The sequence below is a fragment of the Clostridium grantii DSM 8605 genome, from assembly GCF_900129965.1.
Classification (GTDB): domain Bacteria; phylum Bacillota; class Clostridia; order Clostridiales; family Clostridiaceae; genus Clostridium_AF; species Clostridium_AF grantii.
The window spans coordinates 99,926-116,096 of the sequence record NZ_FQXM01000005.1 but is presented as its reverse complement, the minus strand read 5'-3'; the positions used below and the strand labels follow the sequence as shown (position 1 = coordinate 116,096).

Annotated in this window: 13 protein-coding genes; 1 reads left to right on the top strand and 12 read right to left on the bottom strand. The window is 30.5% G+C overall.

Annotated elements, in window-relative coordinates; genetic code table 11:
- Positions 1-5: 5 nt before the first annotated feature.
- The 10 genes from BUB83_RS05585 to BUB83_RS22685 all read right to left on the bottom strand — a co-directional run bounded on the left by BUB83_RS05585 (position 6) and on the right by BUB83_RS22685 (position 11,245).
- Positions 6-2,264: an EAL domain-containing protein gene (locus BUB83_RS05585; RefSeq protein ID WP_073337463.1), complete on the bottom strand. Its 2,259-nt coding sequence runs from the start codon at positions 2,262-2,264 to the stop codon at positions 6-8.
- A gap of 219 nt (positions 2,265-2,483) precedes the next feature.
- Complete coding sequence (locus tag BUB83_RS05580; RefSeq protein ID WP_073337462.1) at positions 2,484-3,839, bottom strand: putrescine aminotransferase; 1,356 nt, start codon at positions 3,837-3,839, stop codon at positions 2,484-2,486.
- An 81-nt stretch (positions 3,840-3,920) separates the two neighbouring features.
- Positions 3,921-5,399, bottom strand: coding sequence for an aldehyde dehydrogenase family protein (locus BUB83_RS05575; RefSeq protein ID WP_073337461.1), 1,479 nt, complete (start codon positions 5,397-5,399; stop codon positions 3,921-3,923).
- A 33-nt stretch (positions 5,400-5,432) separates the two neighbouring features.
- Positions 5,433-6,485: an ABC transporter substrate-binding protein gene (locus tag BUB83_RS05570; RefSeq protein ID WP_073337460.1), complete on the bottom strand. Its 1,053-nt coding sequence runs from the start codon at positions 6,483-6,485 to the stop codon at positions 5,433-5,435.
- A gap of 25 nt (positions 6,486-6,510) precedes the next feature.
- Complete coding sequence (locus BUB83_RS05565) at positions 6,511-7,308, bottom strand: ABC transporter permease (protein ID WP_073337459.1); 798 nt, start codon at positions 7,306-7,308, stop codon at positions 6,511-6,513.
- Positions 7,309-7,310: 2 nt separating this feature from the next.
- Positions 7,311-8,177, bottom strand: a complete 867-nt coding sequence (locus BUB83_RS05560; RefSeq protein ID WP_073337458.1) for an ABC transporter permease — start codon at positions 8,175-8,177, stop codon at positions 7,311-7,313.
- 11 nt (positions 8,178-8,188) lie between these two features.
- Positions 8,189-9,298 (bottom strand): ABC transporter ATP-binding protein, encoded by a 1,110-nt coding sequence (locus BUB83_RS05555; protein WP_073337457.1) that lies wholly within the window; start codon positions 9,296-9,298, stop codon positions 8,189-8,191.
- 15 nt (positions 9,299-9,313) lie between these two features.
- Positions 9,314-9,661 carry a P-II family nitrogen regulator gene (locus BUB83_RS05550; RefSeq protein WP_073337456.1) on the bottom strand — a complete coding sequence of 116 codons (348 nt, stop codon included), beginning with the start codon at positions 9,659-9,661 and terminating at the stop codon, positions 9,314-9,316.
- Between the two features lie 171 nt (positions 9,662-9,832).
- Complete coding sequence (locus BUB83_RS05545; RefSeq protein ID WP_073337455.1) at positions 9,833-10,582, bottom strand: helix-turn-helix domain-containing protein; 750 nt, start codon at positions 10,580-10,582, stop codon at positions 9,833-9,835.
- A gap of 540 nt (positions 10,583-11,122) precedes the next feature.
- Positions 11,123-11,245 (bottom strand): iron-containing alcohol dehydrogenase, encoded by a 123-nt coding sequence (locus BUB83_RS22685; protein WP_143160481.1) that lies wholly within the window; start codon positions 11,243-11,245, stop codon positions 11,123-11,125.
- Between the two features lie 188 nt (positions 11,246-11,433).
- Between BUB83_RS22685 and BUB83_RS05540 the strand changes: the two genes are divergently transcribed.
- A complete protein-coding gene (locus BUB83_RS05540) occupies positions 11,434-12,060 on the top strand; it encodes a cupin domain-containing protein (RefSeq protein WP_073337454.1) in 627 nt (208 codons plus the stop codon).
- Positions 12,061-12,154: 94 nt separating this feature from the next.
- On the opposite strand, the gene BUB83_RS05535 is transcribed toward BUB83_RS05540, so the two are convergent.
- Both BUB83_RS05535 and BUB83_RS05530 read right to left on the bottom strand, forming a co-directional pair.
- Positions 12,155-14,449: a PAS domain S-box protein gene (locus BUB83_RS05535; RefSeq protein ID WP_207649328.1), complete on the bottom strand. Its 2,295-nt coding sequence runs from the start codon at positions 14,447-14,449 to the stop codon at positions 12,155-12,157.
- 211 nt (positions 14,450-14,660) lie between these two features.
- Positions 14,661-16,139, bottom strand: a complete 1,479-nt coding sequence (locus BUB83_RS05530) for a sulfatase-like hydrolase/transferase (RefSeq protein ID WP_073337452.1) — start codon at positions 16,137-16,139, stop codon at positions 14,661-14,663.
- Positions 16,140-16,171: the final 32 nt, after the last annotated feature.

The window sequence follows — 16,171 nt, the reverse complement described above, 5'->3', positions numbered from 1 at the left end:
TTATATCATACTAATTTCCCATCAATTTTCTGTTCTGGTTTACTAAACAAGAATCCTTGCATCCAGTCACAGTTTAATTTTTCTATTATAGCAAATTGTTCCTCAGTTTCAATTCCTTGCACAACCACAGTAAAACCCAGTTTTTTTCCTATAGATATCATAGATTCTATCATGCTGATTTTTTTTGGTGAGCCCATCATTCCAAAAACAAAGGATTTATCAATTTTCAAAATATCAATTGGACTATTTAAAAGGTAATCAAAAGATACTGCCCCTTTACCAAAGTCGTCAACAGCTATCTTTACTCCCATGTTTCTTAACACTTCTAATGTTTTCATTTCTTTTTTCATAGATCCATTGAATATATTTTCCGACATTTCAAGTATTAAATGTTCTGGCTGAAAATCTGACTTACTCAGTATTTTCTTTACTGTTTTATAAAAATTTTCATCCCTTAATTGAGCTGCTGAAATATTTACAGATACATAAAACTTTTTATAGCCTGATTGACTAAGTGATTTACCTGTATAGCAAGCCTCTTTTAGAACAATTTCACCAATATCAATTATTTGACCTGTTTCTTCTGCAATAGGAATAAATTGTCCTGGAGATATCATTCCTTTTTCAGGACTATTCCACCTAACTAAAGCTTCTCCACCAATAAACCGACTTCCATCACCCGCTTTTTGAAGCTGATAAAATACTTTGAATTCCTGCTTATCTATTCCCTTTTGTATCAAATTAATCATTTCATTCTTTTTTTCCATATCTTCTATAATAGAATTATCATAAAATGTATAATCCCTTTTCTCTTCTAGTGATTTTTCCATAGCCAAATTAGCATTTTTAACTACATCCATATATTCTGCACCATCATTATGAAAAATATCTATACCTATTACCGATTCCAAATCGCACTGATAATTTGAAATGATTTTAGAATTATTTATACTTCTTGAAATTTTGTCCGCTGTATTTTTAACTTCACTAACCTCACTGGTATAAAGAACACAAATAAAGCTATCTTCATGGACTCTTGCTAGTATATCCTTGTTTGATAAATATCGTTTTATATTTTCAATCACTTTATTTAACAAATCTTCTCCGCTACCCGATCCATTCATTTGAATTTTATTTTCGAATTTTAAAAGCTTTATATACAATATGCTAAAATCAGTATTCTCTTTGTTTTCTGATAATATTTCTTGCTCAATATAATTTGAATTTGGTAGTAAGGTTGTTTTATCAATATAAGCTGCATTATATATAATCTCTTCTTTAGCTTTTTCTTCTGTAATATCTGAAACAAAACCTATAATTTTCATAGCTTTATCACTGTCATTAGTAATAATTTTCCCATTCAATGAAAAATATTTATATTCATTGTCTTTAATTTTTATTCTAAATTGTTCTTTATAATATTTTGTTTTATCTAAACTGTTTTTTTCAAAACTAGTTTTGAATTTTTGTATATCATCTTTATGAATATATGTTTCTATTTTCTTTAGTTTATAATAAAGTCTTTCCTCATTTAAACCCATTATTTCCAATGCTAATTTAGGTAACTTAACAATCTGATTTAAAACATTATATTCCCATATACCATCTGATGAAGACTCCATAGCTACCCTATAGTTATTTTCCATCTCTTTGAATTCTTTATTAGATTTTTCAAAATATGCTATTATCATGCCAAGGCCTATTAAAATAAAAGAAATTGAATTCATTAAATATTTCAATGAAGAATATTGGTCAAAATCTTGAATTAGCCAAAATAATATATAAATAATTCCCATTAATATAGAAATAAATCCAGCCACATTTTTTCCAATTATAGATTTACTTAAAGAATAATATATAACTCCAGCTGAAATAACACTTACAGCTGCAGACTCTAAATCAAAAATATCATAATTGAATGCCAAAAATAATCCTATAAAACCTATTATAACAAAAACAACTATTATTGCTAAATCTGTAGATTGAGTTTCTTCTTCCTTTATTCCATTATTAAATTTATATAATGAATATAAAGCCATTAAAGCTGCCATTGACAATGCTATTTCTTCTATGAATGAAAAAAATGATGCTTGTATATATTGGATATTCCCGATTTTAGCGAAATATACAGCTGCAATGATAAATCCTGCCCACCCATACAACCCAAAACTTTTTATACCACTTTCTCCACTCATATACACAAGTATAGTAGTAAATAATAAAATGCATAAAGCTGAAATCACCAATATTAAAACCATATTCATTTAGATCACCCCTCTGTATACAACAATCTACATTTTCCCTATTTTATTTCATATTCCTTATTAGATATTCATAAATACTGGATATGAAACCATTTAATATTTAATTTAATTATAACTTACATTAAACATTGTTGTCAAACAAAATAAACTTAGAAAGTTTTAGTGTACTTTCTAAGTTTATCATATCTTTTCAGATTTTGTTTTTTTTTAATTTAACCTTTATAATGAGAAACTTTTCTTTGTCTCTGCTAATGCTTCATCCATTCTTTCAATAACATTATCTATATCATCTTCACTAATTAAAGCTGATGGCTCAAATCTAATGCATTTAGAATTTACCAAAGTTCCTGCTGTCATAACTCCACGTTTAAATAACCCTTTAGCTACATCATAACCAACTTCACATTGGCAAAATTCTACCGCAAGCATCAAGCCTATTCCTCGTACATCATCAAGTAAAGTAGGGTATTTTTCCATTAATTTTTCTAAGCCTTCTTTTAAATATACACCCTTTTCTTTACATGCTGTTGGAATATCATTTTCAATCATATATTTTATTGATGCAAGAGCTGCAGAACAACATACTGGATTTCCCCCAAAGGTAGGCGAACCAAGCAACCAAGGATTATCAATTAAGTCCTGTGTCCACATATGCGGTCTACATATAAGACCAGTAATAGGCATTACTCCTCCTCCAAAAGCTTTTCCAAAACACATCACATCCGGAACTACTTCTTCTGCTTCGCATCTCCACATGGTACCTGTACGCCCCATACCGGTTTGAATTTCATCAAAAATTAAAGCAACCCCGTACTCATCACAAATTTTTCTTACTTCTTTTAGATAACCTTTTGGTGGAACAATAATTCCTGCCTCACCTTGAATTGGTTCTAAAATTACTCCTGCTACTTTTTCCCCTACTGATTGTAAGTTTTTAATTGCTTTTCTCATATCTTCTGCATTACCATACTCCACATGTTGTACTTGCTGTACCATAGGTGTATACGGTGTACGATATCCATCTTTACCACACACAGACACAGCTCCCATTGATTTACCATGAAAAGCACCAATTGTTGATATATACCAACGTCCACCAGTAGCAACTCTTGCAAGTTTTAAAGCCATTTCTACCGCTTCTGCTCCTCCATTTGTAAAGAAACAATGTTTTAAATCTCCTGGTGTTATATCTGCTACAGCTTTTGCAAGATACCCTCTTAAAGGATCTAATAATTCTTGTGAATGAAGTGCTTGATGATCTAACTGGGATTTTACCACATCTATAATCTCATCGTTCCTATGTCCAAAAGTATATATTCCAAATCCACCTAAACAGTCAATGAATTTTTCACCATTTAAACCATAACAATAAGCACCTTCATCTGACCACTCAACAACTGCTGCATCTGTTGATACTGATTTTCTATATTTTAGCCAACCTGGACTTACATAACTATCAAAATATTCTACAGTCTCTTTTGTAATTCTGTCTTTGTCTTCCCTTGATAACTCTTCACTTTTAATATATCCAATAACCCTACTAATATCTTCAATTACTTGTTCTTTATTACTCATAATGTCTCTACCTCTCCCTCTCAAAATATGCTTACTTTATATTTTCTACTTTCTACTTTCTACTTTCTACTTTCTACTCTCTTAATGCTCGTACCATCCCACTACTCCAGGTTGAAGGTTGATATTTATCTGCTTGATTTCTTGGTACTCTGATAGTCCATGTATCCCAAGTTCTCTCCCAATTCCACTCATCTTATATCCACCCCAAGGAGCTTCATTAAAAGTAGGATTATAACAATTAATCCAAGTTATACCTGCTCTCAATTCTTTTATCACTGAATATGCCCTTGAAATATCTGAAGTAAATACCGCTCCAGCCAATCCATATTCAGTATCATTAGCTAGTGCAATAGCTTCCTCTTCTGATTCAAAAGTTTGTACAGTTACCACTGGTCCAAATATTTCTTCTCTTACAATTCTCATATACGATTGACATTCGTCAAATATAGTAGGTTTTATAAAGTACCCATTTGCACATTCTTTTTCCACATAGCGTTCACCGCCACATACAAGTTTTGCACCTTCTTCTTCACCAATTTTTATATATCCTAATACCTTTTCCATATGCTCTTTTGTGATAACAGGACCAATATCTGGATTATCAATAGGATTGCCTATAGTCATTGCTTCTGCTTTTTTCTTTAAGCGTGCTACAAATTCATCCTTTATTGATTTTTCTATAATAATTCTTGAACCTGCAGAACAAACCTCTCCTTGGTTAAAGAACACACCAATCATTGCCCATTCCACTGCTCCATCTAAATCTGCATCTGCAAAAATAACATTTGGAGATTTTCCTCCAAGCTCTAATCCTATTTTCTTTATATTACTTGCTGCATTTCTCATAATACTCTGTCCAACTTTTGTGCTTCCAGTGAAAGTAACCATATCAACATCTTTATTTATACTCATTTCATTTCCAGCTTCAGCATCACCCTGTACCAAATTCACGCACCCTTTTGGCAACCCAACTTCTTCAAATATTTCAAAAAGTCTTATAGTAGATAATGGTGCTTTTGGACTTGGTTTTAGAACAATACTGTTTCCTGCCGCTAGTGCCGGTGCTAATTTCCACACAGACATAAGTAGCGGATAATTCCAAGGGGTAATCTGAGCACATACCCCTACCGGTTCATGAATAGTATAAGAATGCATTTTTCCAAAACCATCATTTACATCATATACTCCACCATGAGGAACTTTTATAGCTCCTGCATAGTATCTAAAACAATGAATCGCATCACTAATATCCCCCTCTGCTTCTCTAAGAGGTTTTCCGCTGTCTAAAGTGTCCATAAGGCTTAGTTCTTCACTATATTCTTCAATTTTATCTGCTATTTTAAGCAATATATTTCCTTTTGCTTGAGAATCCATATTTCTCCAAATTCTTGAAACATAAAAGGAGTCTTTTGCTGCTGCAATTGCAGCCTTTACATCCTCAACACTACTTTCATATACCTTTGCAAATACCTCACCACTAGCTGGATTAATCACATCTAGTATATTTCCCGAAGTACCCTGAACCCACTCACCATTAATATACATCTTTTTAACTTCCAAAACTTAACACCTCTTTTATTTATACTTTCTAAGCTAATTTTTCAATTCTGTCCACATTTGATCATATATAGCTAAAGTATCTACATCTAAATTATCAATATATTCTACTTTTTGTATAACCTCTGTAGGTATATTCTTAGCTTGATTTTGAATATATTCTTCACCCATAGCTTCCACTGCTGCTGCATTAGGATTTAGGTATGGGAATTCTTCTATTACCATTTGTGTATTTTCCGCATCTAGCATAAAATCAATAAATTGCATTGCTTCATCATAATTTTTAGCTCCTTTAGGTATAGCCCAATTATCCATAAACATATAAGAACCTTCCTCTGGGAACACTATTTTAATGTCAGGATTTTCTTCCATAGCAAGAGCAATTTCTGCACTCCAACAACATGCTACTGTACAATCTCCTGATATTAAAGCTGATTTAGGACTATCTGAATCATAAAGTTTTACATTATCTTTTAGCATCATTAGCTTATCTGAAATTTCCTTTAATTTATCAGGATCAGTTTCGCTCATACTATATCCCATACTTTTTGCTGCAATACCAATATTTATTCTATAATCATCTAGCATAACAATAGAATTTTTAAGTTCTGGGTTAAATAAATCATCATAACTTTTAATATCTAAATCAACTTTAGAAGTATTAACCGCTATTGGTACAACTCCACCCTGATAAGGAATAGAATATACATTTCCCGGGTCATAAGTAGCATCTAAATATGCTTCTGATAAGTTGGATAAATTAGTTAATTTGTCTTTGTTTACTTCCTCCAACAATCCTTGCTCTATCATCAGCTTTACCATATAATCTGTTGGTTGAACAATATCATAAGTTCCCTCTGCTTCCGCATTTACTTTTGAAAGCATATCTTCATTAGAAGAAAATGTAGACATATTAACCTTTATTCCTGTTTCCTCAGTAAACTTATCAACTACTGACTGTGGAACATACTCTGTCCATACATATATATTTAACTCCCCAGCCGCTTCAGTATTTTCACTGCCCCCACAACCGGTTAATAAAGAAACTGTTACTAAACATATCATTAATAAACTAACTATTTTTTTCATATTTTATATCCCCCTTTTCTTTTTATTATGCTTTTTTCTTAATCAAATTACTTTCTTTAAGAACTACAAATAATACAGTTACAATTAAAATTAAAGTAGAAAGTGCATTTACATCTGGCGAAACCCCACTTTTAATACTTTCCATTACTTTTAAAGGATAGGTTTTCACTTGTCCATTAACAAAATAACTGATAATTACATCGTCAATAGAAAGTGTAAAGGCTAGCAAAGCTCCTCCTCCTACTCCAGGTGCTAACACCGGCAAAGTAATTTCAAAGAATGTTCTAAGCCGATTGGCCCCCAGATCCATACTGGCCTCTTCAATGGAATTATCATACCCAGACAACCTAGCTCTTACATTAAAAACAACGAAAGGAATACTAAAAGTAGCATGTGCTAAGATTAAAGTAATCATTCCTCTTGGAATATCAACTTTTGCAAAAACAGTCAACATTGCAATTCCTAATACTATTTCTGGGATTACAACAGGAATATACAACAATCCATCAATAACACTTTTTCCTTTAAATTTATATTTGTACATACCTATTGCACCTAATGTACCTATGATAGTGGCTAGTATTGTAGAGGTAATAGCAATAACAATAGTGTTTTGAAAAGATTCTAATAGTAACCTATTATCGAATAATTTTATATACCAATCAAAGGTAAAACCCTTCCATGATAAATATGGTTTTGATGTTGTAGAATTAAAAGAATTGACTACTATAACCACTATGGGCAAAAACAAAAACAGGTATACCAAGGTGCATAAAATGACTTGAAACAACTTATCTATTTTTTTTTGCTGTTTTCTTTTCATAATTACACCCCCAGACTTTCCATATCTCCACCAATCCTTTGATAAAGTTTTACCAAAAGAAGTGTGATGACAATTAATATTATAGAAAGCGCCGATCCAAGAGGCCAATTATTCCCACTTTGGAACTGCCTTTCAACCAAGTTACCTATAACGTCTGAATTTCCTCCCCCTAAGATATCTGATACAAAGAAATATCCCAGTGTTGGAATAAATACCATAAGACTTCCAGAAAAAATACCACTTACCGTCAAAGGTAAAATTACTTCGAAAAACGTAGCGGATTTTTTTGCACCTAAATCTGCTGAAGCTTCTAATAAATTATTATCCAATTTTTCTATAGCAGAATAAAGAGGAATAACCATAAATGGAAATAGACAATATACCATACCTAATACAGTGGTTCCTTGCTTAAATAATAGTTCTAGTGGTTCCTTGGTAATATGCAAAAATTGTAGGATAGTGTTTAACCAGCCACTAGTACCAAGAAATGTTCTCCATCCATAGATACGAATCAAAGAATTTGTCCAAAAAGGAATAATTACCAACATGTAAAGTAAATTTTTTCGTTTTCCTGCCTTTCTTGCAATGAAGAAAGTAAAGGGATATCCAACAAGAATACAAATCAATGTTGTAGAGAATGCAATTAATAAAGATCGTCCATATATAATTACATAGTTAGCATCAAACAATCGTTTATAATTTGCCAAGGTAAAATTGAAAGTCACATTATAATATTTATCTAAGGAGCAAAAACTCATAACAACCACGTATATTAAAGGTATTGCCACCAAAAATAATAACCATAAAGTTATAGGCCCCACTGTGGCATAAACTGAAATCATTTTTCTTTTAGATTTTAATTTCTCCATATACCATCCTCCTAACCTAACACAATATTTTCAGCAGCTTGGAAAAATACTTGATCCGGATTATGAGTCAACACTCCATCTTTCTTATCCCAATATAAAAATACCTGTTCATTTATCTCAGGTAATGGCTGTCCGGCTAAACGTTCTATCTTTGCCTTCTGCCCATTGGATAAAATAGCAATACATTTTATTATAGACCCCACATAAATATATTCTGATATTACTGCTGTAATAGAAAATTCTTCTATGGGTTCCTTTGAATATTTCATTTTCTCCGGTCTTACAGATATACTTATGAATTCATTTTTTTCAAATCCGCTTCCATATCCAATAACCTGCCCATTCTCAAGCCCAACTGTAGCATATTCCCCCTGAATATCATTGATACATCCATCAAAAACATTTGATTCTCCAATAAAGGTTGCAACAAACTTTGTTTTAGGATGTTCATATATATCAATTGGAGTAGCAATTTGTTCTACTATTCCATTATTCATAACAGCTATTCTGTCACTCATGGTAAGGGCTTCTTCCTGGTCATGGGTTACATATATAAATGTAATGTTTAATTTTTTCTGTAAGTGTTTTAATTCTAACTGCATTTGCTTACGAAGTTTTAAATCCAACGCTCCTAAAGGTTCATCTAATAACAATACTCTTGGTTGATTAATTAACGCTCTTGCAATGGCTACCCTTTGCTTTTGTCCACCAGACAACTGCTTTGGATAACGTTTTTCAAAGCCTTCAAGTTGAACAAGTTCCATCATTTCTTGTACTTTTTTTGCTATATCCTGTTTCGGCACCTTCTTCATCTTTAATCCATAAGCGATATTATCATATATGGTTTTATGCGGAAATAATGCATAACTTTGAAATACTGTATTTACATTTCTTTCATAAGGTTCTTTATCCTCAATTTTTTCTCCTTCAACTGTTATAGTACCAGAGGTTGGTTCCTCGAAACCTGCTATCATTCTCAATGTTGTAGTTTTCCCACAACCTGAAGAACCTAACAAAGTTAGAAATTCACCTTTCTTTATTGAAAGATTCAAATCTTTTACTACATGATTTGTACCGTATATTTTATTAACTCCTTTTAGTTCAATAATATTGTTTTCCATTAGTTTCCACCTCTTTTATAAAGCTTTTACTCCTCGCTCTCCTGTTCTAATACGAACTGCTTGTTCTATGTTACGAACAAATATTTTACCATCACCCACATGATCCGTAACCAAATGCTCTCTAACACTCATGATAAGTGTTTCCACATCTTTATCATCAACAACAACCTCTACCTTAATTTTAGGAAGTAAATTTATAGTTGTTTTAAATCCCTTTATTTCATTAAACCCCTTAACATTTCCTTTCTGACTTCCACACCCCATTACAGTTGAGATTGTCATACCTCCACAATTAATGCTTTCTATAATTTCTTTTACATCCTCTAAATTCTGAGGTCTAATAATCATAATAATTTCTTTCATTTCATAATTCCCCCTATTATTGGCTTATTTTATTGATTACCAAAAACTACTATACCACTAATACATTTTGTGTATAAATATATAAATGTTGTACTTATATAAAATAATATACTTTTTTGTATTATACTTCAATTCACTATTTGTACCATCTTTCTACTCATTTTTAAGTACTTATTCATAATCCTTTATCAATTTAAACATCTGCACACGACTACTAATTCCTAATTTTCGATATATATTCAAAATATGTTTCTTTAAAGTATTTACGCTAATTGATATTTGGTCACAAATCCAATCACTTTCTTCCCCATTCATTAGCAATTGTAAAATAGTATGCTCTCTCTTTGTTAATTGAAATTTTTCTGCTGCTTCTAATATAGATAATTTCTCTTCATCTCTTTTTTCTTCTTTTTTATCCTCATATAGTCGGTATGACAGATGATCCTTCAGCATATCTAAAATAAAAATATCATCATACTGAAAATTTTCTTTACCGATGGTTCTGTAAAATGTAATTACTCCTAAAAATTCCTTATTCATTGCTAACACCATTTGTAGTGAGTAATACCAGTTATTTGGAACATAAACTTTTTTATAATATTCCGATTCAAGTCTTACTTCCTCTGAAATAATATCTGTTTCTCGGTACACTATACTTTTCCCGCTATACATAATCCCCCTACTATAATCTATCTCATCATAAATTGCAGAAACATTATCATCAAAATTATACATAACTGGTTTTACTAATTTTTTACTACCGTCATCATCTGACAAATGAAAATCCGCACTATCAAAATCTACCACCATCTTTAAAAGACCTAGTAACTGTTCCCTCATGTTAAATGAATCGCTTGTAGTATAAATTTTATAAATAATATTATTTAATACAATCCAATCATTCATTTCTAAATTTTTCACTATATCACCCTCTTGCTTTTATTAATATTGTAATATATTATCAAATTAATTGCAATATTAATAATTTTTAATTATTTTTTCTGTTATATTATTAAAAATAATTAGTTTTTATGATTATATTAACAAACTTCATTTTCGCAAGCTTTTATAACAAAAAATCAAAATGAGAGAAAATATGATTTGTATAAAATCTATATTTTCTCTCATTTTTTTCAATTAATCAAATTTTACAACTATTTCTTATATCTTCTTAATAATATTCCATCATTCTTTTATATGAACAATATAATTTTATTTTTGGAGATGTATTTTCATCTAGTTCTTTTATGTTTTTTATAAAATTTATTATATTTTTTTATTCAAAATAAGTATTATTTATATGCATTCTTAAGAATTAATGTTGTTTCTTCTAAAGACAATTTATATGGGTCTAGTTTGAAAAGTCCCCCCATTGTATCCATTACATTTTCAGCATATTATCTTTATCAATATTAAAATCAGATAATTTTAGTTCATTTACTCCACAAGCTTCCTGCATTTCTAAAAGTCTATCCACAAAATGTTCTGGTTTGTAGGATTTTCATATCCAAGTGCTTTAGCCATGTCAATAAATTTTTCAGGAACTTTATCTGCAAAGAATCTATAATAAGATTCAGACAACATAATAAGTCCTGCTCCATGTGTAAGTTCTGTATAATATGCACTTAATGCATGCTCTAAAGTATAAATTAATATAGGTATCCTTTAAGTAAAACTAAGATGAACACTAACTTTTCTATCGCCATTGAAATCACCTTATATAATCATAAAGCATATTATAATTTTATAATACTTTGAAAGGAACAAAAACCATGTATAATGTTTATAACCCTTATGCATCTTTTTATTACCCAAATGTCCCAATGTGTAACTTATACAATATGTATAATGCTTATACAATGTATCCATCTCCTTACTTTGGTACAGCTCCCATGGATAACCCTGAATTTTTTCAATTCTTCAGAAATCAACAAGCTTTCTTTAATGAGGAAATGGACGATAATGGTTTAATTAAATTAAAAGATTACGGACCAGAACCCTTTGTGTTTGATATTAATGAAGCTACTATAAGAAATAATACTTATCGTACTGCTTTATGGACAGGTGACCATTTACAAGTAACCTTAATGAGCATTCCTGTAGGTGAAGATATAGGCTTAGAGATTCATCCTACAATTGACCAGTTTTTAAGAGTTGAAGAAGGAGAAGGAATTATTAAAATGGGTAACACCAAAAATAACTTATGCTTTCAAAAAAAAATAGTAGATGACTCTGCCATCTTAATCCCTGCTGGAACATGGCACAATTTAATCAATACTGGTGACAAAGCACTTAAACTTTACTCTATCTATGCACCACCTCAGCATCCATTTGGTACCGTTCATGAAACTAAAGCAATAGCTGAAGCATCAGAAAAAGAAGACGAGTTTCTTTACTAAATAACTCAACAAAGACCATAAAATTAATTTATGGTCTTTCATAAAATCAAAATGGTGTGGGCAAAATTGCATACACCATTTTTATGTTTATTAATTACAGGTCATTTATATCAATGGTGAAAAAAGCTTCAACTACGCTTGGATCAAATTGAGTTCCTGAATATTTTCTAATTTCTTCTATCGCTTCTTTTTTGGTTAATCTTCTATTGTATGGTTTACATGATGTCATTGATTCATATGCATCAGCTAAAGTTATGATTCTGGCAATTAATGGTATTTCATCATTCTTGAGTTTTCTTGGATATCCAGTTCCATCCCACCTTTCGTGATGAGAAAGTACATATTCTGCTAAAGAGGAATATTTATCAACTGACTTTAATATTTGGTAACTATTTTTGGGGTGCTTTTTTACTTCTTGAAATTCTTCTTCTGTCAATTTTTTTGGCTTATTTAAAACTTCTTCATCAATTGATATTTTTCCAATATCATGCATTAATCCAGCAGTTTCAGCTTCTTTTATATTTTCATCATCAAGTTTCATAACTTCAGCAATTTTTTTACTAATTAAACTTACTTTTTCAGAATGAACTTTTTCCCTACCATTTTTTTCGTATAAAGCATCAAAAATCACTTTTATAGTTTTATTTCGCATACTTTGACTTTCTGTAAGCTTTTTACTATACATATGTTCTTCTGCTTTAATAAAAATATCTTTCATTTCTTGCTCTTTACTTGTTTTTGTATCCCATCCTATGGATACAGAAATTACGCCATTTTCAAAATATTCTTCAGAAATAGCTTTATAAATTCTTTTAATAATAATTTGAGTTTCTTCATGATTAGTTTTAGGAAATAAGATTATAAACTCATCCCCTCCAATTCTTGCTATTATATCGTCGCTTCTACATTCTCTTTTTAACGCATCACTTACTTTTCTTAAAAGTTCATCTCCTACCAAATGTCCAAAAGCATCATTTGTTAGTTTTAATCCATTAACATCTATCATGGCAATGGTAAATGGTAAATTTCTATCAGTATCCAATCGTACTAGTTCTTCTTCAAAAAATCTTCTATTATACAAATCTGTTAACTGATCATGATAACTAAGATAGGATATTTTCTCTTGCTTTTCTTTCTTATCTGTAAAGTCTCTAAATACAATTACTGCTCCATTAATATTATTATTTTTATCTTTTATAGGCGCTATACTTTCTTCAATTGATAATTCCTCACCATTTTTTTTAATCAAAACAATATCGTTTTCTAATTCAACCATATTTCCTGTTTGTAAAACTTGGTTAACGTAATTTTCACATTTTTCTTTAGTGTGCTCATCTATAATGTTAAATATTTCCTTAGCGTCAAGTCCTTTAGCTTCCTTATAAACCCAACCTGTAAGTTCTTCTGCTACAGTATTCATTATATGTATTTTACCATATTTATCAGTTGCTATTACCCCATCACCTAATGAATGTAAGGTTGTTTGAAATAAAGATTTTTCTTTTTTAAGCTGTTCTTCAAGTTTTTTTATACTTGTAATATTTATATGACACCCCACCATCTTTAATGGTTTGTTTTCTGGTGACCATTCTATAACTCGACCTGAACAAATAACCCATACTATAGACCCATCTTTATGATGATATCTAACTTCATTGTAATAGGCAACTCTTCCTTGACTTTCTACATGCCTATTAAAATTATATTTCAATTTTTGTAAGTCCTCTTGAAAGATAAGTTTTTTCCAAGATTCATTAGAATTTTCAATTTCATCATTTTCATATCCAAACATTTTTTTAAAAGAAGGACTAAAATAAACTGTTTCATTTTCTATATTCCAATCCCAATAACCTGATAATGTATCTTCAAGTATAATCTCAAGTATATTTCTTTCCATTTCGCTTTTCTCTTTAGCTTGTACTTGCTCAGTTATATCTGTAAACATAGTAATAAACTGCTTCTTCATAGGACTGTACACACTAACATTAAAATGTTTTCCCAACTCTTTAGAATAATTGCTAAAACTTGTAGCTTCACCCGTCAAAGCTACTTTCCCATATTTTTCAATCCATTCTTTTTCTGTTTGAGGTAATATTTCTTTTACCGTTTTGTTCTTAATTACATTCTTTTTCAAACCTGTAATGTTTTCAAATGATTTATTCACATCTAAAAACTTATAATCCACAGGATTACCATTTTCATCACAAATTATTTCATGAATTGCAAATCCTTCTTGCATATTATCAAAAAGACTTTCCAATCCGTAATTTTCTATTTTCATTTTTCTTCTTGATTTATTTATAAATAACAATGCAATTATTATAACTATCAATCCAGCAATAAAAAAAAGTGTCATTTTTATATTGTTTGCTATTGGTAAAATATTCAATACCTTCACCTCATTAATATTCATTTTATATATTCAGTTCATACTCCTGTTATATTATTATATCTTATTTTTCAATATTTTTAACTGTTTTTTAAGAATTATTTACTTTTTATGCATTAAAATCTTCTTTATACAGTACTAAAAGGAAGGGACACAAAGCTGCGCCCTTCCTATAAAATATATAAAAAATTTTCTTCATTAGTCAATATTTCTACTTCTTTCTAACGTATTCCGTTATAGGAAGACCTGTTGAATAATCAAGTTGATGAACTTCATCCTCTTCTGTGTATCTTTGTCTAGTCATACCTGTATATTCCCAATGCGCTGGTTTTGCATCTATTCTCCAAGGACGGCGTTCCCAATAATATCCTCTAAATGGGTCTCTAGTTTCATCCATAAACTTAAGCACTGTATCATGTAATTTATTTCTTATGCTTATATGTGATTCACTTTCAATTAAATTATGCATTTCACATGGATCTTCTTTTGTATCATACAATTCATCTGTGGTAAGCAAATTGATTGATAACTTATAACGTCCATCTGTTACTGATCTAATTGGTTGAAAACCACCAAAACCGTCATGGTCTACTTCATATCTACTAAACTCTGTAAAAACATATTCATTTGTTTTAATATTAGAATTAATAAGCTCTGGTAACATACTTTTACCTTCAAGACATTTAGGTAGCTCTAAATCAAAAATATCCATTACTGTTGGCACAATATCAATATGAGATACTGGATTCTCACTTACTTGTGCTGGAGTTATTTTTTTATTCCACTTCACTAAAAATGGAATATTTGTTATTTCTTCATACATAGCTGGGCCTTTATCCCATAAACCATGAGCCCCTAAAGCTGACCCATGATCAGATGTGTAAATAATACAAGCGTCATTTGCAAAAGAATCAATAGCATCAACCACTCTACCTATTTCTTTATCTACATAAGCATTGCAACCCATTAATTCATAAGCAGAATAATCATTATTATTAACAGTTTCTGCCCATAATCTGATATGTTCTGGATGATCTTTAAGGTCAACATTAATATTTCCGTAATTATTATGATTTCTATTCTTAAATAATTCAAAATAATTACTAGGTGCTAAAAATGGTTGATGAGGTTCATCATAAGATATCACTAAAAAATAATCCTCATCTTTGTGTTTTTCAATAAAATCAATTGCACGGTCACTACATTGATGAGCATATGTAAAACTTGGTGCTACCTCCTTTTCAAAACTTGTTTTGGTTTTTCTAGATATAAAACGATCTTCTTCACTCATTAAATCCAAATAATTTCTCATATCAAACCAATATTCTTTGTCCCAACCATTTGGACATTTTCCTTCACCAAAATAGTCTCCTCCGTCTAAATGCCATTTACCAACATAAGCCGAATGAACCCCTGCCTTTGTTAACCTTTGTCCAATAGTTTTAGTTGTTTGGCTAAGAGCCATGCTATTACCAAAACTTCCATTGGTATGTGGAAATGTTCCTGTAAAAATTGCTGACCTTGCTGGCCCACATACTGGTTGTGCTGTATATGCACGTTCATATCTTATACCTTCATTTGCAATTTTATCTAAAAAAGGTGTATTCATGTTTAATTCTTTATTATAACAACTTAGCATATCTTTTCTTTGTGTATCCGTCATAATTAAAATAACTTGATTTCTTGACATTTTACAACCTCCCATATAAAGTACTATTTTAA

Bases quoted from the DNA above. Each gene is read 5' to 3' on its own strand.
- BUB83_RS05585 (WP_073337463.1), bottom strand. From the start codon at position 2,264: ATGAATATGGTTTTAATATTGGTGATTTCAGCTTTATGCATTTTATTA.
- BUB83_RS05580 (WP_073337462.1), bottom strand. From the start codon at position 3,839: ATGAGTAATAAAGAACAAGTAATTGAAGATATTAGTAGGGTTATTGGA.
- BUB83_RS05570 (WP_073337460.1), bottom strand. From the start codon at position 6,485: ATGAAAAAAATAGTTAGTTTATTAATGATATGTTTAGTAACAGTTTCT.
- BUB83_RS05565 (WP_073337459.1), bottom strand. From the start codon at position 7,308: ATGAAAAGAAAACAGCAAAAAAAAATAGATAAGTTGTTTCAAGTCATT.
- BUB83_RS05560 (WP_073337458.1), bottom strand. From the start codon at position 8,177: ATGGAGAAATTAAAATCTAAAAGAAAAATGATTTCAGTTTATGCCACA.
- BUB83_RS05555 (WP_073337457.1), bottom strand. From the start codon at position 9,298: ATGGAAAACAATATTATTGAACTAAAAGGAGTTAATAAAATATACGGT.
- BUB83_RS05550 (WP_073337456.1), bottom strand. From the start codon at position 9,661: ATGAAAGAAATTATTATGATTATTAGACCTCAGAATTTAGAGGATGTA.
- BUB83_RS22685 (WP_143160481.1), bottom strand. From the start codon at position 11,245: ATGTTGTCTGAATCTTATTATAGATTCTTTGCAGATAAAGTTCCTGAA.
- BUB83_RS05540 (WP_073337454.1), top strand. From the start codon at position 11,434: ATGTATAATGTTTATAACCCTTATGCATCTTTTTATTACCCAAATGTC.
- BUB83_RS05530 (WP_073337452.1), bottom strand. From the start codon at position 16,139: ATGTCAAGAAATCAAGTTATTTTAATTATGACGGATACACAAAGAAAA.